Source organism: Nonomuraea sp. NPDC049504, assembly GCF_040676845.1.
Taxonomy (GTDB): Bacteria; Actinomycetota; Actinomycetes; order Streptosporangiales; family Streptosporangiaceae; genus Nonomuraea; species Nonomuraea salmonea.
Genome location: NZ_JBFAPT010000012.1, coordinates 173,044 through 192,384, shown reverse-complemented (window position 1 = coordinate 192,384; position 19,341 = coordinate 173,044). Strand labels below are relative to the sequence as shown.

Here is a 19,341-nt window from a genome sequence, read left to right as displayed (position 1 = left end):
GTAGCATTCGCGGAGTTGTTTGGTCATACCTTGGCAAAGACGAGAGGACATAGCGGTGAGCGGCGACGACCGCCAGAGCGAAGAGGACCGCCAGAAAGAGCTGGCGCGGGAGCACAAGGAACGGCAGGCGAAGCGCGCCGCCGCGCAGACCGTTAAGGCGAGGCGGAACACCTTCATCGGCGCGGCCGTGGCTGTCGTCGTGGTCGCGGGCGGCATCTTCGCGGCGACCACCTTGGTCGACAACGAGCCCGACGAGGCTTCGGCGCAGGCGAGCCCCTCGGCCAGCGCCAGCACCCCGGCGACGCCCGAGACGCCCACTCCGACCAGGACCGGCCCCGTGACGTGCACGTACAAGCGGGACAAGTCGGTGCCCAACAAGTTCGTGGGCCTGCCGCCCAAGAAGCCGAACCTGAAGCTCAAGAAGATGACGATCGAGCTGAACCGCGGCAACGTCGTCGTCGACCTGATGACGAACGAGGCGCCGTGCGCGGTCAACTCGCTGAACTTCCTGTCGCGCAAGAAGTTCTACAACGACATGAAGTGCCACCGCCTGGTGACGCCCGAGGTGTCGGGCGTGCACATGCTGCAGTGCGGTGACCCGCTGGCCAAGGCCGACGGCAAGAACCCGACCGACGGCCAGGGCACAGCGGGCTACGTCTACGGCGACGAGAACATCGAGATCCCGGTCGGCAAGGGCGTGGTGTTCATGACCCAGCCGGGTGACTCGGCCGGGCAGAACAACAGCCAGTTCGCGATCTCGCTGTCCAACGAGAACATGCAGATCGGCGCCGGCTACTCGGTCGTCGGCATCGTCAGCGAGGGCATGGAGATGCTGGAGGGCCTGGCCACCAGCCCCAAGGACCTCATCGTCAACGAGGCCGACATCACCGGCGACGGCGGCACCACCGCACCGCGCAAGCCGGTCATCATCAAGCGCATCACCTTCTCCTGACGCGCGGCCCCCGCCCGGATGTGAGAACGGCCCGGGCGCCCCTTCGCGGGGCGCCCGGGCCGTTCTCATTCGCGGGACTACGCCTGCTTGGGCGCGGCGTCCACGCCCGCCTCCTTGCGCTGCTCCGTCGTGATCGGCGTGGGCGCGCCGGTCAGCGGGTCGAAGCCGGAGGCCGTCTTCGGGAACGCGATCACGTCGCGGATCGAGTCGCCGCCCGACAGCAGCATGCAGATGCGGTCCCAGCCGTAGGCGATGCCGCCGTGCGGGGGCGGGCCGTACTTGAACGCCTCGAGCAGGAAGCCGAACTTGCTCTCCGCGTCCTCCTTGGAGATGCCGAGCACGTCGAAGACGCGCTGCTGCATCTCGGCCCGGTGGATACGGATCGAGCCGCCGCCGATCTCCATGCCGTTGCAGACCATGTCGTAGGCGTAGGCCAGCGCCTCGCCAGGGTGGTCCTGGAAGTTGTCGGCCCACTCCGGCTTCGGCCCGGTGAACGGGTGGTGCACGGCCGTCCAGCCGCCCTCGCCGTCCTCCTCGAACATGGGCGCGTCGACGACCCACAGGAACGACCACTGCGACTCGTCGATCAGGTCGCAGTGCCGGCCGATCTCCAGCCGGGCCGCGCCGAGCAGGTCGCGGGCGGCGCTCTTGGCGCCGGCGGCGAAGAAGATGGCGTCGCCCGGCTGCGCACCGACCTTTCCGGCCAGCCCGGACAGCTCCTGCTCCGACAGGTTCTTCGCGACCGGGCCGCCGAGCGTGCCGTCCTCCTGGACGAGCACGTAGGCCAGGCCCTTGGCGCCGCGGGAGCGGGCCCACTCCTGCCAGCCGTCGAGCTCCTTGCGGGTCTGGGAGGCCCCGCCGGGCATGACGACGGCGCCGACGTAGTCGGCCTGGAAGACGCGGAACGAGGTGCCGGAGAAGTAGTCGGTCATCTCGACCAGCTCCTGGCCGAAGCGCAGGTCGGGCTTGTCGGAGCCGTAGCGGGCCATCGCGTCGGCGTACGTCATGCGCGGCAGCGGGGTCGGCAGCTCGTAGCCGGCGATCTCCTTCCACAGCCGGCCGATCAGCTTCTCGCCGACCTCGATGACGTCCTCCTGGTCGACGAACGACATCTCGACGTCGATCTGGGTGAACTCCGGCTGCCGGTCGGCCCGCAGGTCCTCGTCGCGGTAGCACTTGGCCAGCTGGTAGTAGCGCTCGAGGCCGGCCACCTGCAGCAGCTGCTTGAACAGCTGCGGCGACTGCGGCAGGGCGTACCAGTTGCCCGGCTGCAGCCGCACCGGCACCAGGAAGTCGCGCGCGCCCTCGGGCGTGGAGCGGGTCAGGGTGGGCGTCTCGACGTAGACGAAGCCGAGCTCGTGCATCACCTCGTTGGCGAGGTAGGTCGCCTTGGAGCGGGTGCGCATCGCGTTGGCCACCTGCTGCCGGCGGATGTCGAGGTAGCGGTATTTGAGCCGCGCCTCCTCCGACACCCCCACGTTGCCCTCGATGGGGAACGGCAGCGGCGCCGACTCGCTCAGCACCTCGACCGTGTCGGCCACCACCTCGACGGCGCCGGTGGGCAGCTCGGGGTTCTCGTTGCCCTCGGGCCGCACCCTGACCTTGCCGACGACCTGCACGCAGTATTCGGCGCGCAGGTCGTGAGCGTGGTCCTCCTCGCGGAAGACCACCTGCGCCGAGCCGGAGGCGTCGCGCAGGTCGATGAAGACGACACCGCCGTGGTCACGGCGGCGCGCCACCCATCCTGCGAGCGTCACCTGCTGCCCGGCGTGCTCCTCGCGGAGCGACCCGGCGGTATGCGTGCGGATCACTGCACTTTCCCTTCATGCGGATGAGTGAGGGGAGGCAGCGGCCCTGGCTCGCCGGTCACTGCACCTTCCCCTTCAAGACGTCGACGACCTTGGCCAGCGGCACCTCGGTCTGCTCGGCGGTGGCCAGGTCCTTCACTTGCACGGCCTCGGCGGCCAGGTCACGCTCGCCCAGGATCAGCGCGAACGCGGCGCCCGAGCGGCCGGCGCCCTTCATCGCGCCCTTGAGCCCCTTGCCGCCGAAGGCCATGTCGGCGCTGAGCCCGGCCGCGCGCAGCTCGTCGATGAGCAGGAACATGCGGCGCCGGGCGTCGTCACCCAGCGGGACACCGTACACCTGCACGCGCTCGTGTGCCGCGTCGTCGCCGAGCAGGCCCTCGGCCTCCATGGCCAGGAACGTGCGGTCGACGCCGAGCGCCCACCCGACGCTGGGCAGCGGCGGCCCGTCGAGCATCTCGCTGAGCCCGTCGTAGCGGCCGCCGCCGCCGACGGCCGACTGCGAGCCGAGCCCGTCGTGGACGAACTCGAACGTGGTGCGGGTGTAGTAGTCGAGGCCGCGCACCAGGCGCGGGTCGTCCTCGAAGGCGACGCCGGAGGCGCTCAGCAGGGCGCGCACCTCCTCGTGGTACGCCCGGCAGTCGTCGCACAGGTGGTCGACCACCAGCGGCGCGCCGGCGAGCTGGGCCTGCACCTCGGGCCGCTTGTCGTCGAGCACCCGCAGCGGGTTGATCTCGATGCGGGCCCTGGTGTCGGCGTCGAGGTCGAGCCCGCGCAGGAACTCCTGCAGCGCGGCCCGGTAGGCGGGCCGGCAGTTCTTGTCGCCGAGCGAGTTGAGCAGCAGCCGGACGTCGCGCAGCCCGAGCGAGGCGAAGCCGCGCGCGCCGAGCACGATCAGCTCGGCGTCGAGCGCGGGGTCCTCGGCGCCCAGCGCCTCGGCGCCGACCTGCCAGAAGTGGCGGTAGCGGCCCTTCTGGGCGCGCTCGTAGCGGAACTGGCTGCCGGAGTACCACAACTTCACCGGCAGCTGCCCGGTGTGCAGGTTGTGCTGGAGCACCGCACGGACCACCGAGGCGGTGCCCTCGGGGCGCAGCGTCAGCGAGCGGCCCGCCTTGTCGGGGAAGGTGTACATCTCCTTGGAGACGATGTCGGTCGACTCGCCTACGCCCCTGGCGAACAGCTGGGTGTCTTCGAAGACCGGCGTCTCGATGTAGCCGTAGCCGGCGAGGCGCAGCGGCGCGGCCAGCGCCTCGCGTACGGCGAGGACCCGCTCGGAGCGGGGTGGCAGCCAGTCGAAGGTGCCTTTCGGTGCTTGGAAGCTCATTAGATCCCTCGTGTGGGACCGGCGTGCGGCGCTGCTTCCTTGAGATACGGGTTGGTCGCGCGCTCGCGGCCGATCGTGGTCTGTGGTCCGTGGCCCGGCAGGACGACCGTATCGTCCGGCAGCGGCAGACACTTGGTAGCCAGGCTGCTCAGGATGGTCGTGTAGTCGCCGCCGGGAAGATCGGTGCGGCCGATGGAGCCGGCGAACAGCAGGTCGCCCGAGAACATGATCTCGTCGCCGGGCAGCCGGAAGCTCACCGACCCCCTGGTATGGCCTGGCGTGTGATCGACCACGAGCTCCAGCCCCGCGAGCGGCAGCACGGCGCCGTCGGACAGCTCGCGCACGTCGTCGGGCTCGCTCAGCGTGAGGCCGCCGAACAGCGACGCGCTGGTGTCGGACCAGCCCGCGGCCGGGTCGCTCAGCAGGTGGCGGTCGTCGGGGTGGATCCAGGCGGGCACGTCGCGCGCGCCGCAGACGGGGGCCACCGACCAGACGTGATCGAGGTGGCCGTGGGTGAGCAGGACGGCGACCGGCTTGAGCCGGTGCTCGCGCAGCAGCTCGTCGACCCCCTCGACGGCGTCCTGACCAGGATCGACGATGACGCACTCCTCGCCGGCCGCGGGCGCGACTACGTAACAATTGGTCTGGAAGGCCCCTGCGGGGAAGCCGGCGATGAGCATCTGCCTCAGGTGATCTCGTCGAAAAGCCAATGGGAATGTAACCGAAGGGTACCGGTGCGGGTCGCCGGGCTGCGAATCATTACCCGTTGGCCGATACGATTCGCCCACCTCAGTTGATTGACTATGGGAGGCAAAGCGGTGGCCACGGGGAAGGACCGGCAGAAGCAGCTGGCACGCGAGCACTACGAGCGGCAGATGCAGCGCCGCATCGAGCGTGAGCAGAAGGCCAAGCGCACGGCGATCATCGGCTCCACCGCGGGCGTGGTGGTCGTGGTCGGCGGCATCGTGGCCGCGGTCGCGCTGCTCGGGGGCAACGACCCGGGCACCGAGGCGGCCGCCTCGCCCTCCGCGACGGCCGCGGAGACCGCACCGGCGTCGGAGAACACGGGGCCGAAGCCCTACGACGCGGCGACGGGCACGTGCGACTACGTCAAGGACACCTCAGGCGGTCAGGTCAAGGACGTCGGCATGCCGCCGGCCAAGGTCAAGACCGAGCCCGCCACGAAGAAGATGACGATCGACACCAACCTCGGTGAGATCGTCGTCGAGCTGAACAACGCCAAGGCTCCCTGCACCACCAACTCGCTGGAGTTCCTGGCGGAGAAGAAGTACTACGACGGCAGCAAGTGCCACCGGCTCGGCAGCGACAAGTTCCCCATGCTGCAGTGCGGCGACCCGACCGCCAAGGCCGACGGCAAGAGCCAGGACGGCTCGGGCGGCCCCGGTTACGTCATGGCCGAGGAGAACCTCCAGGGCGCCCAGTACAAGCGCGGCGTGATGGCGATGGCCAAAACCTCCGCGCCGGGCAGCACGGGCAGCCAGTTCTTCCTCGTTTACGGCGACATCGGCCTCACCCCGGATTACACGCCGGTGGGTACGATCACCAAGGGGCTCGACATCCTGGACAAGGTGAACAAAGCAGGCGTGATCGCCGACGCGGGAGATGGGACAGGAGCACCTAAGCAAACCGTCGAAATCAAAGACGTGACAATCGCCGGCAAGAGCTGACGTAATACAAACTAGGGACGAAGTAGTCCCGAAGGGTCTGATGGATAGTGCGGGAGGACACGGTGAGCACCGACCCGTGGGGCCGGGTAGACGACGACGGCACCGTCTACGTGCGTACGGCTGAGGGAGAGCGAGCCGTCGGCTCCTGGCAGGCCGGTGAACCCGAAGAGGCACTGGCCTACTTCCATCGCAAGTACGACGAGCTGGCCGGTCAGGTCCAGCTCCTCGAACAGCGCGTCAGGGGCACCGACCTCGCTCCGGCCCAGGCCGAGGCCGGCATCACCAAGCTGCGCGAAGCCGTGGCCGACGCCCACGCCGTCGGCGACCTGGCCGCGCTGACGGCCAGGCTCGACGGGCTGACCGAGCTGGTGGCCCAGCGCCGCGAGGAGGTCAAGGCCGCGCGCGAGCAGGCGCGGGCCGAGGCCAGGACGGTCAAGGAGCGGATCGTCGGCGAGGCCGAGCGCATCGCCGAGGAGACCACCCACTGGAAGTCGGGCGGCGAACGGCTGCGCCAGCTCGTGGAGGAGTGGAAGGCGGCCGACCGCATCGACCGCGCCACCGAGGCCACGCTGTGGAAGCGGCTGTCGGCGGCCCGCACGGCGTTCGCCAAGCGGCGCAAGGCGTACTTCGCGGGGCTCGACGAGCAGCGCGAGGGCGTGCGCGCGGAGAAGGAGCGCATCGTCGCCGAGGCCGAGTCACTGGCCGGCTCCACCGACTGGGGCCCCACGGCGGCCGTCTACCGCGACCTCATGCAGCAGTGGAAGAACGCCGGGCGGGCCTCGCGCGAGGCCGAGGACGAGCTGTGGGCCCGCTTCAAGGCCGCCCAGGACCAGTTCTTCCAGGCGCGCTCGGCGGTGTTCGCCGAGCGCGACGCCTCGCTCGCGGCCAACGCGGTGGTCAAGGAGGAGCTGCTGGCCGAGGCCGAGAAGATCCTGCCGGTCACCGACGTCCGCACCGCCAGGGCCGCGCTGCGCAGCATCCTCGAGCGTTGGGAGGCCGCCGGTCCCGTGCCGCGCGACCAGCGCGACCGCCTGGAGGGCGGGCTGCGCCGGGTGGACGAGACCGTGCGCAAGGCCGAGGACGCCGAGTGGAAGCGCTCCAACCCCGAGGCGAGGGCGCGCGCCCAGAGCACCGTCGACCAGCTGCGCACCTCCATCGAGCAGCTGGAGAAGCGCCTGGACAAGGCGCAGGCCGCGGGCCGGGCGAAGGACGTCAAGGAGGCCGAGGAGGCGCTCACCGCCCGCCGTTCGTGGCTGGCGGAGGCGGAGCGCACGCTGGCCGAGTTCAGCTGATCCGGCGCGGGGTCCCCTCTCACGGGGGCTCCTCGCCGGTCGCCATGCGGGCCGCCGTCGCCGAATCGGGCGGCGTGCGACGGGGCCCGCGATCTAGGCTGTGCGGCATGGATCCCGTCACCGCCGCGCGCGCCTTCGTCGAAGAGACGTTCCCGGGAGCCCTGTACGCCTTCGTCGGCGGCAGCGTGCTCACCGAGCGCCGCACCAGCACCTCCGATCTCGACATCATCGTGGTGCTCGACGGTCTCGACCGCCCCTACCGCGAGAGCCTGCGCTGGCGTGACTGGCCGATCGAGCTGTTCGCGCACAGCGAGACCAGCCTGGCGGCCTACATCGAGCGCGACTTCGCGGCCCGCAGGCCGACACTGGCCCGCATCTGCTCCGAGGGCGCGGTGCTGACCGACAGGACCGGCGGCCGGGCCAGCGACCTGCAGGCGGCCCTGGGCGAGCGGGTCTCGGCCGGTCCCGGCGGTCAGCCCGCCGGGCAGTCGGAGCGGGCCCGCTACGTGCTGTCCGACCTGCTCGACGACCTCGCCGGCGCCACCGACCCGGGCGAGGCGGCGTTCATCGGCTGGGAGATCGTGCAGGCCACCGCGAGGGCGGCGCTCGGCGCGGGCGGCAGGTGGCAGGGCACCGGCAAGTGGCTGCTGCGCGAGCTGCGCGCCCACGACCCCGAGCTGGCCGACGAGCTGCTGAAGGTGCACGACGACCCCGTACGCCTGACCGCCGTCGCCACGCGCGTGCTCGAACGGGCCGGAGGGCGCCTCTGGGAGGGCTACCGGGACCAGGGTGACCCCTTCCACCAGACCCTGCGTCACGTGGCCGCAGGAGAGCTCTCCGGCGAGACGGCGCAGAGCTCGGGCATGCGGCGCCTGGCCGCCGTCAGCGGCGCCACCACCGGCTCGTCACGGCTGTGGATGGGCCAGACGCACGTCGCGCCCGCCACCCGCTCCTCCGACCACCACCACGGCGCCTCGGAGACCGCCATCTACGTCGTCAGCGGCACGCCGTCGTTCGTGTTCCTGGAGGACGACACGGAGACCCGCATCGACGCGCGGCCCGGCGACTACGTGTTCGTGCCCCCGTACGTGCCGCACCGCGAGGAGAACCCCGACCCCGCGCAGGAGGCGGTCGTGGTGATCGCGCGCAGCACGCAGGAGGCCGTCGTGGTCAACCTGCCAGGCCTGCGCCGCTGAGCCGTCAACGCCGAGCCGTCAACCCGAGCCGTCAGTTGCCCGCGCCGCTGACCCGGTAGACGTCGAAGACGCCCTGGATGCTGCGCACGGCCTTGAGCACGTGGCCGAGGTGCTTGGGGTCGCCCATCTCGAAGGTGAACTTGCTGATCGCCACCCGGTCGCGCGAGGTCGTGACCGACGCGCTCAGGATGTTGACGTGCTGGTCGGACAGCGTGCGGGTGACGTCGGACAGCAGCCGCGGCCGGTCGAGCGCCTCGACCTGGATGGCCACCAGGAACACGCTGTCGTCGCTCGGCGACCAGCTCACCTCGACCAGCCGGTCAGGCTGCTCCCGCAGCTGCTGCACGTTCGTGCAGTCGGCCCGGTGCACCGAGACGCCGTGGCCGCGGGTGACGAAACCGACGATCTCGTCGCCCGGCACGGGGGTGCAGCACTTCGACAGGCGTACCCAGACGTCGGCGTCGCCCGCCACCACCACGCCGGCGCCGCCACCGCCGCGCGGGCGGCCGCGCAGCCGGGTCGGCAGCGAGGTCTCGGCGATGTCCTCCTCGGCGCTGTCGACCCCGCCGATCGAGGCCACCAGCTTCTGCACCACCGACTGGGCCGCGATGTGGCCCTCGCCGACCGCCGCATAGAGCGCGGAGACATCGGGATAGCGCAGGTCGCGGGCCAGCGCCAGCAGCGCCTCGCCGGACATCAGGCGCTGCAGCGGCAGGCCCTGCTTGCGCATCGCCCGGCCGATGGCCTCCTTGCCCGCCTCGATCGCGGTCTCGCGGCGCTCCTTCGAGAACCACTGCCGGATCTTGTTGCGGGCCCTGCCCGACTTGACGAACTTCAGCCAGTCGCGCGACGGCCCCGCGTCGGGCGACTTGGAGGTGAAGATCTCCACCGTGTCGCCGTTGCCGAGCCGCGACTCCAGCGGCACCAGCCGCCCGTTGACCCGGGCGCCGATGCAGCGGTGACCCACCTCGGTGTGCACCGCGTAGGCGAAGTCGACCGGCGTGGCGCCCTCGGGCAGCGCGATGACCTGGCCCTTGGGGGTGAAGACGTAGACCTCGGAGACCGACAGGTCGAAGCGCAGCGACTCGAGGAACTCGCCCGGGTCGGAGGTCTCCTTCTGCCAGTCGAGGAGCTGGCGCAGCCAGGCCATGTCGCTGCCCGGCTTGACCTTGCCCGTGGGGCCGGGGCTGCCGACCTCCTCTTTGTACTTCCAGTGCGCGGCGACGCCGTACTCGGCCCTGTGGTGCATCGCGTGGGTGCGGATCTGCAGCTCGACCGGCTTGCCCTCGGGACCGATCACCGTGGTGTGCAGCGACTGGTACATGTTGAACTTGGGCATCGCTATGTAGTCCTTGAACCGCCCTGGCACCGGGTTCCACCTCGCGTGGATGGTGCCGAGCGCGGCATAGCAGTCGCGTACGGAGTCGACCAGCACGCGGATGCCCACCAGGTCGTAGATGTCGTCGAACGCGACGTCGCGGGCGATCATCTTCTGGTAGACCGAGTAGTAGTGCTTCGGCCGGCCCTTCACCACCGCGCGGATCTTCGCCTCGCGCAGGTCGCCCGAGACCTTCTCGATGACCTCCTGCAGGAACAGGTCGCGGCGCGGCGCCCGCTCCGACACCATGCGCGCGATCTCGTCGTAGCGCTTGGGATAGAGCATGGCGAACGCGAGGTCCTCAAGTTCCCACTTGATCGTGTTCATGCCCAGGCGGTGGGCCAGCGGGGCGAAGATCTCCAGCGTCTCGCGCGACTTCTGGTGACGCTTGTGCTCGGGGAGGTAGCGCATCGTGCGCATGTTGTGCAGCCGGTCGGCCAGCTTGATGATCAGCACCCTGATGTCGCGCGACATCGCCACGACCATCTTGCGCACGGTCTCGGCCTGCGCCGCGTCGCCGAACTTGACCTTGTCGAGCTTGGTGACGCCGTCGACCAGCGACGCGATCGTGTCGCCGAAGTCGCCCCGCAGCTCGTCGAGGGAGTAGGCGGTGTCCTCGACCGTGTCGTGCAGCAGCGCCGCGCACAGCGTCTCGTCGTCGGTGCCGAGCTCGGCCAGGATCGTCGCGACGGCCAGCGGGTGGGTGATGTAGGGGTCGCCCGACTTCCGCTTCTGGTCGCGGTGGTGGTAGGCGGCCACGTCGTAGGCGCGCTCGATCACCCGCAGGTCGGCCTTGGGGTGGGTGGCACGGACCGTACGGAACAGCGGCTCCAGCACCGGATTCATCGCCCCACCCCCGAAACGCCTGCGGCGCACCGACGGCACACCGGGCGTCTCCGCATTGCCGGAGTCGGTTACGTCGGGCGCGACCACATCACGGGGCACACAGACTCCTCACGCAGTGGCTCCTCACGTTCGAGTCCAGATCCCCCCAGTGTATCCAGGCAGGAAACCTGGGCCGCCGCGGGCGGGCTCAGACGATCACAAGGGAGTGCAACCGCTCTCCCTCGATGCGCTCACGTCCCTTCAGGAAGGCCAGCTCCATCAGCACGGCGATGCCGACGACCTCGGCGCCGGCCCTCTTCACCAGCTCCACGGCCGCCTTCGCGGTGCCGCCCGTGGCCAGCACGTCGTCGACCACGAGCACCCGGTCGCCGGGCGCGAACGCGTCGCGGTGCACCTCGATCGTCGCGGAGCCGTACTCCAGATCGTAGGACTCCTCCAGCGTGGCGGCGGGCAGTTTCCCCTTCTTGCGCACCGGTACGAACCCCGCGCCCGCCCGGTAGGCCACCGGCGCCGCCAGGATGAACCCCCGCGCCTCAATGCCCACGATCTTGTCCACCTGGTGCAGCCCGGCCAGCTCGTCCACCACGGCGGCCATCGCCACCGGGTCGGCCAGCAGCGGGGTGATGTCCTTGAACATGACCCCCGGCTTGGGGTAGTCGGGCACGTCCCTGATCCGGTCGAGGATCGTCGTGCTCAGCTCGCTCATGGTCATCCCTTCTCCGCCGGCCGTGTGCCGGGCTCCATGATGGTGCATATCGGGCCCTGACCCCTACCCGGAGCTCTCAGCGCCTCTTTGAGGCCCTCGCGACCTCGGGGCCCACAAAGGCAGGCGCCCCCGCCCCTTGCCGGGGCGAGGGCGCCTGCTGAGCCCGTCGTACGAACGGGTCAGCCCTTGGCTACGGCCGCGCTTTTGGGGCCTTTCCTGCCACCGCCTCCGGTGGAGGCCAGCCTCTTGGCGATGGCCTGGTACTTCGGCTCGCGCTCCTTCAGCGTCACCAGCAGCGGCGTGGCGACGCACAGCGAGGAGTACGTACCGACGATCATGCCGACGAACAGCGCCAGCGACAGGTCCTTCAGCGTGCCCGCGCCGAGCAGCGTGGTGCCGATGAACAGGATCGCCGCCACCGGCAGGATCGCGACGAGCGAGGTGTTCAGCGACCTGATCAGCGTGTGGTTGAGCGCGTTGTTGGCCGCCATCGAGTACGTCTGCTTCGAGGTGTGGCCCAGCTTGGCCGTGACCTCCTTGATCATGTCGAACACCACGACCGCGTCGTAGAGCGAATAACCGAGGATGGTCAGGAAGCCCAGCAGCGTGGCCGGCGTGACCTCGAAGCCCGACCAGGCGTAGATGCCGGCCGTGATGACGAGGTCGTGGATGAGCGCGACGATCGCCGCCAGCGCCATCTTCGGCTCGAACGCCATCGACAGGTACAAGATGATCGCGAGCATGAACACGCCCAGGCCGATCCACGCCTTCTGCGACACCTCACCACCCCAGGACGGGCCGATGGCCTGGATGCTGACCTGGTCGGCCGGGACGCTGAAGTCCTTCGCGATGGCGCTCTGCACCTGCGACCTGGTGTCCTCCGGCAGGCTCTCGGTGGTCGCCCGCCAGCCGTCGGTGCCGGCCTGCTGGACGATCACCTGGTGCACGCCCTCTTCCTGGACGGACGTACGCACCTGCTCGACGGTGGCGTGCTGGGCCTTGAACGAGAAGATCGTGCCGCCCTTGAACTCCACACCGAGGTTGAGCCCATGCAGGACCAGCCCGGCCAGCGACACCAGCAGCAGCAGGCCGGACAGGCTGTACCACAGCCGCCATTTGCCGACGAAGTCGACGTCGATCTCGCCGCGATAGAGGCGACGCCCCAGTCCCATCTCAGGCCTCCTGCGGAGTGGTCTTGTGGCCGGTCGCCTCGCTCATGCGCTCGGAATCGAGCCCCGACAGCGGATGCCCCTTGGCGAAGAACTTGAGCTTCGCCAGCATGGCGATGAACGGCTTGGTGAACAGGAACACCACCACGACGTCGATCAGCGTGGTCAGGCCCATCGCGAACGCGAAGCCGGCGACACCGCCCACCGCCAGGAAGTACAGCACGATGGCGGCGATGAACATGACGGCGTCGGCGATCAGGATCGTGCGCCGGGCGCGAACCCAGGCCACCTCGACGGCCGCCCGCAGCGAGCGCCTGCCCTCCTTCATCTCGTCACGTATGCGTTCGAAGTAGACGATGAAGGAGTCGGCGGTGATGCCGATCGAGACCACCAGGCCGATGATGTGCGGCAGCGAGAGCCGGAAGTTGGCGTTGTGGCCGAGCACGACCACCGCGGTGTACGTCAGGACCGTCGCCACCACGAGGCTCAGCACCGCGACGATGCCGAGGCCCCGGTAGTAGAGCATGCAGTAGACGACCACCAGCGCCAGGCCGATGAGGCCGGCGATGAGACCGCCCTGCAGCTGGTCCTGGCCGAGCGTCGAGGAGACCGTGTCGACCGAGCTGCGGTTGAACTTCAGCGGCAGCGCGCCGTACTTGAGCTGGTCGGCCAGGTTGGTGGCGCTGATCTGGTCGAAGCCGCCGGTGATCTCGGCCCGCCCGCCGGGGATCGGGCTGATGATGTTGGGGGCGGTGATGACGACGCCGTCGAGCACGACCGCGACCTTGTTGCGCGGCTCGGGCGAGTTGTAGGCGGCGGTGGTGAGCTTGCTCCACTCGCCGGCGCCCTTGCTCTTGAAGTCGAGCTGGACGATCCACTCGGTGGTGCCCTGCCGGACGCCGGCCGAGGCGGTGTCGATGTCGGTGCCGACGACCTTGGCGACGTCGAGGACGTACTTGAAGCTGCCGTCGGTCTCGCAGGCGGCGTACTGCTTGTTCGGGTCGTCCTGGACGCCCTGGCCGCGGTTGGCCGGGTCGGCGCAGTCGAGCTTGTTGAACTGCTCGAGCACCTTGGGGTCGATGCCGGCGGTGTTGATGTCGGGGTTCTGCTGCGGGGGCTGCACGGGCGGCGTGCTGGCCGTGGGCGCGCCCGACGGCGACGCCTTGGCGTTCTGGCCCTTGGTGTTGTCCTGGTTGTTCTGGCCGGTCTGGTTGTTCTGGGCGGTCTGGTTGTTCTGGGTGCCGGTGCGGGCCTTGCCGTCACCGTCGCCTTGCCCATCGGGGTCCTGTTGCCGGGCCTGTCCGTCGCCCTGGCTCTTCTGCCCGTCACCGGTCTCGGTGGCCGACCGCGGCGCGCCCGCGGAGGGCGGGGCGGTCGGGGAGGTCAGCGCGGACGAGAGCGCCTTACCGGTCGGGGACGCGCTCGGCGTCGCGGCCGACTGGGAGGGCCGGGTGGACGGCTGGGCCGACGGGCTGCCGGACGGGCCGGGCGTCGGCGCGGTGGTGGCCAGGTCGGCGGGGGCCTGCGTGGCCTCCATGGCAAGCACCTGACGGAAACGCAGCTCCGCGGTGGTCGCGACCAGCTTGATGGCCTCGTTCTGGCCCACGCCCGGGATGGAGATGATGATGTTGTCGCCGGACTTGGCGACCTCGGCGTCGGAGATGCCCGTGCCGTTGACCCGGTCGCGGATGATGTTGACCGCCCGGTCGAGGATCTCCTCGGGCGGCGCCGCGTTGTTCTGGGTCACCGGGGACAACGTCACCGTCGTGCCGCCCGCTAGGTCGAGGCCCAGCTTGGGCGTGTACGCCTTTTGCAGGAACATCGTCCCGCCCAGGGCGAGGATGAGCGCCAGCAGCACCAGGAGCGTACGCCCCGGTCGGCTGTGGCGGCTGGTCGGTCGGGCCACTGGTCGTCAGTTCTTTCAGATAGAGGTTTGTGGCAGAGCTTAGTCAGGACTTCTTCGTGCTGGAGTCCTGGTCGCCGTTGCGCTCCACGGTGGCCTCGGACTCCGTCTTGCCCTCCTCGCCGAGCTCGGCCTGGTCAGCGGCCGGCTCGTCACTCGCCGGAGCGTCGCCGGGGGTGACGACGCGGCCGATGGCGGCCTTCACCCAGCGGGTCTCGATCCCTGGCGCGATCTCGAGGACGACGTCCTCATTGTCTACCGCGACGACGGTGGCGAACAGCCCGGTCGTGGTCATGACCCGGGTGCCCGGCGTCAGGGAGTTCTGCATCTGGATCGCCTCTTGCTGGCGCTTGCGCTGGGGGCGGATCAGCAGGAAGTAGAACACCACCACCAGAAGAATCAGCGGCAGGATGCTTCCGAGTTGTCCCATGTCCATAAGGGGCGACCTTCCATAGTCGTACAAGGAGTTGACACCGGCCTCGCGCCGGAAATTCCGTGCGTTGCTCCGGGCCGCGCCGCTCAGCCCGTCAGCCTACACAGCCAGCCAAGCCACGGAGTGTAGGCGCTTGTTGCGAAACGCGGCAACGAAGCAGCGTTTCGGCGCGCGGGGAAGTTCCCATATTGAAATGGTTGCAACCGATCTGTGATCAGTCGAAAAGCGACGCTCCGAACGCATCCGGCGGTGGCGTCATCCCGAGATGGGTCCACGCCGCCGCGGTCGCCACCCGGCCGCGCGGGGTCCTGGCCAGCAGTCCTTGGCGTACGAGGAACGGCTCGGCCACCACCTCGACCGTCTCGGGCTCCTCCCCCACGGCCACCGCGAGTGTGGACAACCCCACCGGGCCGCCGCCGAACTTGCGCAGCAGCACGCCGAGCACCGCCCGGTCGAGCCGGTCGAGCCCCTCGCCGTCGACCTCGTAGAGGTTGAGCGCCGCCGAGGCGACGTCGCGGTCTATCACACCGCCCGCGCGCACGTCGGCGAAGTCGCGCACCCGGCGCAGCAACCGGTTCGCGATGCGCGGGGTGCCCCTGGAACGGCGGGCGATCTCATGGGCGCCCTCGTCCGGCAGCCCGACGCCGAGCAGCTGCGCCGACCTGTGCAGCACCTGCTCCAGCTCGGGGACCTCGTAGAAGTCCATGTGGGCGGTGAAGCCGAACCTGTCGCGCAGCGGCGCAGGCAGCAGCCCCGCCCTGGTGGTGGCGCCCACCAGCGTGAACGGCGCGATCTCCAGCGGGATGGCGGTCGCCCCCGGCCCCTTGCCCACGACGATGTCGACCCGGAAGTCCTCCATCGCGAGGTAGAGCATCTCCTCGGCGGGCCTGGCCATCCGGTGGATCTCGTCGATGAACAGCACCTCGCCCTCGGTCAGCGTCGACAGGATCGCCGCCAGGTCGCCCGCCCGCTCCAGCGCGGGCCCCGACGTGATGCGCAGCGGCGCGTTCAGCTCCGCCGCGATGATCATCGCCAGCGTCGTCTTGCCCAGGCCGGGCGAGCCGCTCATCAGCACGTGATCCGGTGGCCGCTGCCGCCGCAAGGCGCTCTCCAGCACCAGCGACAGCTGCTCGCGGACGCGTCCCTGGCCGATGAACTCGCTGAGGCGCTTGGGCCTGAGTGCGGCCTCGATCTGCAGCTCGTCGCCACCGGCGGCGGCCGACAGAATCTCGTCCCGCTCAAATCCCATCCCAGCGCCTCCTCTCCTCAGTCACCGAACGCCCGCCTGGGCGGCCGTCATGGCCCGCCACGCCCTCACGTATCACGCCACCCCTCTCCCCCGCCACCACACACCCTCGCCCCACCCCAGGACCCTCTTCGCCACCCTCGCCCCATCCCCGATGGCATCCTCGGCCATTTGCCGAACCCCGACCCCGCGCGGTGCGAAAACCCGCGACCCATCCGAGCGTCTCGCACGACCGGCCGGCATGCCTGCCTGTTGAGCGTCCCGCAACGACCGGCAGGCATGCCGGATGTGACGGCGCAATGGCACCAAGCCGATGGGCCGACGGCAACCGCACATCCTCAAGCCCCTCACCGGCTTCCGAGCCCTCAGCGACAACAGCAGCTCCACGCCGTGGACGCCCATGGTCACCACGGTCCCGTCGCCCTCGCCCGGAGTTCAGCCGAACCCCACTTCCCTGCTCTGCGAGGTGCACGGGCGCACCATGCGCCAGCGCGTCACGCACGGCGCCGAGATGTGCTGCGGCACGCGGTGGCTTGGGGGTGTCGGAGTGGTGGTGGGTCATCGGATGCTCAGGGAACGGAGTGCGGCCTTCAGGAGGGTGGCGACCTGGGGCTGGCGGCCGGCGGCGAGGTCGGCCTCCGCCTCGGGCTCGACGGCGGCGATGGCGTCGTCGGCGTCCTTGCTGGAGTAGCCGAGCCCCACCAGGCCCGAGTGGACCTGCTCGCGCCACACTGCCGCGCGGCGGTCGCCGTTGAGCGCGGCGTTGACGGTCTCCTCAGGAGTGCCGAGCCGGTCCTTGAGCTCCAGGACGATGCGCTGGGCGCCCTTCTGCCCGATGCCCGGCACCTGGGTGAGCGCCTTGAGGTCGGCCGAGGCCACGGCCACGCGGAGCGCGTTGGGCGTGTGGACGGCGAGCATCGCCAGCGCCAGCTTGGGGCCGACGCCGCTGGCCGTCTGGAGCAGCTCGAAGACGGCCCGCTCGTCGTCGGTGGCGAAGCCGTACAGGGTGAGCGACTCCTCGCGCACCACGAGGGACGTGGCCAGCCTGGCCTCCTCGCCCAGCCGGAGCGTGGCGAGCGTGCCCGGCGTGCAGTGGGTGAGGATGCCGACGCCGCCGACCTCGATCACGGCCCCATCAGGGGCGATCGCCGTCACCTTGCCCGTCACCGACGCGATCACGCTCGGCCTCCCGTCTCCGTCACCACTGTCACACCTGGTCCCCTGTCATAGCGCAGATCCACCCCCACACCCACCACCGCCACGCCCGGCAACCCCGAGCTCCGGGCGCGGCCGCTGCGGCCGAGAATGGGCTGAGAACGGGGGCATGCGACCCTCGCAGCGGCTGCCGTCGAGGCCAACCGCAAGCGCCTGCCCACACCCGGCAGCCCCACGTTCCGGGTGGGGCCGCTGGGGGTGCCGACGGGCTGAGGGCAGCGGCCAGACGTCGCCTTCACGAAGCCTGAGGACGTCAAGCGCAGGCATCTCTCTGCGCGCGGCGCCACTGCGCGCGGCAGCACCACGCCCGACGCCCCCGTGCTTGGGGCCGCTATGCCGCTCAGCCCCAGGGCCGGGGTGTGGCCGGGTCGTGTGTCGGCGGGCTGGGGGCCGGAAGTGTGGGGTGGGTTTGGGGAGGTTGGGGTCATCGGTGGGGGTTTCTGGCTTTGGCCAGGGCGGTGGCGAGGCGGTGTTGGGCGCCGCCGCGCCAGACGTGGCAGATGGCCAGGGCGAGGGCGTCGGCGGCGTCGGCGGGCTTGGGCATCTCGGTGAGGCGCAGGAGGCGGGTGACCATGGCGCCGATCTGTTTCTTGTCGGCCGTGCCGCTGCCCGTGATGGCGGCCTTGACCTCGGACGGCGTGTGCAGCGCCACCGGGAGGCCGCGCCGGGCGGCGCACAGGACGGCGATGCCGGCGGCCTGTGCCGTGCCCATCACCGTGCGGACGTTGTGCTGGCTGAAGACGCGCTCGACGGCCACCGCGTCGGGGCGCACCTCGTCGAGCCAGCGCTCGATGCCGGCCTCGATGCCGACGAGCCGGGCGCCGAGCTCTTCGTCGGCACCCGTGCGCACCACCCCGACGGCCACGAGTGACAGCGGCGCTCCTGGGCGCCCTTCGACCGCGCCCACCCCGCACCGGGTCAGCCCCGGATCGACGCCCATCACCCGCACCGGCATGCCCTCCAGAGACCTGCGCCGCCGAACATCTGTTCGGCACGAGACTTTACCGTGGCCGGGGAGGGCGCGCACCGGGAAGCGGGGGCTAGAAGTAGTCGAGCATGTACGGCTTGGCGGCGAAGGCGGCGTCGAGTGCCTCGTCGTATCGGTCATCTCCGGACATGAGACCGCTGAGCCGCAGCGTCGAGGTGGGGATACCGGCGTACAAAGCGGACAGGCCGTTCACCGAGAGCGTGACGCCGGTTCCGGAGGCCGGGGTAGCTGCGCCCGTTCCGCCAGAGATGTCCAGGCGCCACGTGCCCCCGCCCCTGACCGGGTCGTCCACGGTCACGACGGCCTGGCAGCTCGCGTGCGCCGGATATCCCCTGCGCTCGACGGCGGCGGCCACGTCCAGCACCCTGAACATCCACGGCACCCGCGTGAGCTGCTCCTTCGTACGCTCGCGCAGCATCCACAGCACCGGGTCGTCGGGCGCCACGGCGGCGACGACCTCGCGGGCCACCGAGGAGGCGCTGCCGACCAGCCCCCACAGCGCCCGCAGGGTGTCGGAGGAGGCGGCGACGACGTTCTCGACCTCCATGTCGTCGCCCCGCCAGCGGTAGACCGCGTAGCCGTCGTCGGCCAGGTAGAGGAAGTCGTCCTCGTTGGCCAGCCACAGGTTCCAGGTGTCCTCGTCGTACGAGATCGGGCCGCTGGCGCGGGCCGCGCCATGCACGCGGTGCAGCACGGTGATCAGCTCGGCGGCGTCGCCGGGGCCCATCCTGCGCAGCTTGACCTGGCCGGACGGCCGGATGCCGCGCAGCGACTCGGCGGGCAGGCGGATGATGTGCTGCGCGCCCGCGTGCTCGTAGCCGAGGTTGCGGTAGATGGCGGTGGTGGCCGGATAGAGGGCGGAGACCGCGTCGCCCAGCTTGGTGGCGCGGTCGAGGACGGCCCGCATGATGCCGGTGCCGACGCCGCGCCCGCGGTCCTCGGGGCTGACCGTGACGCCCGCGATCGCGGCCATCGGCTGTGGCCGGCCGTGCCACCACTGGGTGAAGCGGCGCAGCCGGGCGGCCGCCGCGATCCTGCCGCCGTCGAACATCCCGAGGTAGCGCCCCTCGGCCAGCGCGGGCAGCACGGACTTGCGCCACTTCTCCTTGCCGCTCGGGCTCATCGGGCCGAACGCCCGCCGGCGCAGGTCGAGGACGTCGTCGAGGTCGTCGGGCGTTATGTCGCGTATTTCCACAAGCA

At 70.4% G+C, this 19,341-nt stretch carries 16 protein-coding genes; 4 read left to right on the top strand and 12 right to left on the bottom strand.

What is annotated here, in order from left to right:
• Positions 1-55 precede the first annotated feature (55 nt).
• Positions 56-952, top strand: coding sequence for a peptidylprolyl isomerase (locus tag AB0K28_RS23855; RefSeq protein ID WP_345386318.1), 897 nt, complete (start codon positions 56-58; stop codon positions 950-952).
• A gap of 77 nt (positions 953-1,029) precedes the next feature.
• Here AB0K28_RS23855 and aspS read toward each other — a convergent pair whose 3' ends face one another.
• Genes aspS through AB0K28_RS23840 form a run of 3 tightly spaced genes read right to left on the bottom strand, consistent with a single transcriptional unit; the run spans position 1,030 to position 4,761 of the window.
• The gene (aspS, locus tag AB0K28_RS23850; RefSeq protein ID WP_364373702.1) at positions 1,030-2,763 is read right to left on the bottom strand and encodes an aspartate--tRNA ligase; all 1,734 of its coding nucleotides are present in this window, start codon (positions 2,761-2,763) and stop codon (positions 1,030-1,032) included.
• A gap of 55 nt (positions 2,764-2,818) precedes the next feature.
• Positions 2,819-4,081, bottom strand: a complete 1,263-nt coding sequence (gene hisS / locus AB0K28_RS23845) for a histidine--tRNA ligase (RefSeq protein ID WP_345386320.1) — start codon at positions 4,079-4,081, stop codon at positions 2,819-2,821.
• Positions 4,081-4,761, bottom strand: coding sequence for an MBL fold metallo-hydrolase (locus AB0K28_RS23840; RefSeq protein WP_345386322.1), 681 nt, complete (start codon positions 4,759-4,761; stop codon positions 4,081-4,083). The genes hisS and AB0K28_RS23840 overlap by 1 nt, the downstream gene beginning before the upstream one ends.
• 138 nt (positions 4,762-4,899) lie before the next feature.
• Between AB0K28_RS23840 and AB0K28_RS23835 the strand changes: the two genes are divergently transcribed.
• The 3 genes from AB0K28_RS23835 (at position 4,900) to AB0K28_RS23825 (ending at position 8,257) form a co-directional block, all read left to right on the top strand.
• The gene (locus tag AB0K28_RS23835) at positions 4,900-5,769 is read left to right on the top strand and encodes a peptidylprolyl isomerase (RefSeq protein WP_345386324.1); all 870 of its coding nucleotides are present in this window, start codon (positions 4,900-4,902) and stop codon (positions 5,767-5,769) included.
• A 62-nt stretch (positions 5,770-5,831) separates the two neighbouring features.
• On the top strand, positions 5,832-7,061 hold the full coding sequence (locus AB0K28_RS23830) for a DUF349 domain-containing protein (RefSeq protein WP_364373697.1): 1,230 nt from the start codon (positions 5,832-5,834) through the stop codon (positions 7,059-7,061).
• A 107-nt stretch (positions 7,062-7,168) separates the two neighbouring features.
• A complete protein-coding gene (locus AB0K28_RS23825; protein WP_345386328.1) occupies positions 7,169-8,257 on the top strand; it encodes a cupin domain-containing protein in 1,089 nt (362 codons plus the stop codon).
• 31 nt (positions 8,258-8,288) lie between these two features.
• Here the strand turns inward: AB0K28_RS23825 and AB0K28_RS23820 are convergent, their stop codons facing one another.
• The 9 genes from AB0K28_RS23820 to AB0K28_RS23780 form a co-directional block, all read right to left on the bottom strand.
• Positions 8,289-10,481, bottom strand: coding sequence for a bifunctional (p)ppGpp synthetase/guanosine-3',5'-bis(diphosphate) 3'-pyrophosphohydrolase (locus AB0K28_RS23820; RefSeq protein ID WP_364373694.1), 2,193 nt, complete (start codon positions 10,479-10,481; stop codon positions 8,289-8,291).
• Between the two features lie 187 nt (positions 10,482-10,668).
• On the bottom strand, positions 10,669-11,187 hold the full coding sequence (locus tag AB0K28_RS23815) for an adenine phosphoribosyltransferase (protein ID WP_345386330.1): 519 nt from the start codon (positions 11,185-11,187) through the stop codon (positions 10,669-10,671).
• 179 nt (positions 11,188-11,366) lie between these two features.
• Positions 11,367-12,359, bottom strand: coding sequence for a protein translocase subunit SecF (secF, locus tag AB0K28_RS23810; RefSeq protein WP_345386332.1), 993 nt, complete (start codon positions 12,357-12,359; stop codon positions 11,367-11,369).
• Position 12,360: 1 nt separating this feature from the next.
• Positions 12,361-14,262 carry a protein translocase subunit SecD gene (gene secD, locus AB0K28_RS23805; protein WP_364373690.1) on the bottom strand — a complete coding sequence of 634 codons (1,902 nt, stop codon included), beginning with the start codon at positions 14,260-14,262 and terminating at the stop codon, positions 12,361-12,363.
• A gap of 43 nt (positions 14,263-14,305) precedes the next feature.
• Positions 14,306-14,689, bottom strand: a complete 384-nt coding sequence (gene yajC, locus AB0K28_RS23800) for a preprotein translocase subunit YajC (RefSeq protein ID WP_364373687.1) — start codon at positions 14,687-14,689, stop codon at positions 14,306-14,308.
• Positions 14,690-14,906: 217 nt separating this feature from the next.
• Complete coding sequence (ruvB, locus tag AB0K28_RS23795) at positions 14,907-15,941, bottom strand: Holliday junction branch migration DNA helicase RuvB (protein WP_355414372.1); 1,035 nt, start codon at positions 15,939-15,941, stop codon at positions 14,907-14,909.
• 555 nt (positions 15,942-16,496) lie between these two features.
• A complete protein-coding gene (ruvA, locus tag AB0K28_RS23790) occupies positions 16,497-17,117 on the bottom strand; it encodes a Holliday junction branch migration protein RuvA (RefSeq protein ID WP_364373684.1) in 621 nt (206 codons plus the stop codon).
• Between the two features lie 460 nt (positions 17,118-17,577).
• The gene (gene ruvC / locus AB0K28_RS23785; RefSeq protein ID WP_364373870.1) at positions 17,578-18,102 is read right to left on the bottom strand and encodes a crossover junction endodeoxyribonuclease RuvC; all 525 of its coding nucleotides are present in this window, start codon (positions 18,100-18,102) and stop codon (positions 17,578-17,580) included.
• A gap of 91 nt (positions 18,103-18,193) precedes the next feature.
• Positions 18,194-19,336 (bottom strand): GNAT family N-acetyltransferase, encoded by a 1,143-nt coding sequence (locus AB0K28_RS23780; protein ID WP_364373681.1) that lies wholly within the window; start codon positions 19,334-19,336, stop codon positions 18,194-18,196.
• Positions 19,337-19,341: the final 5 nt, after the last annotated feature.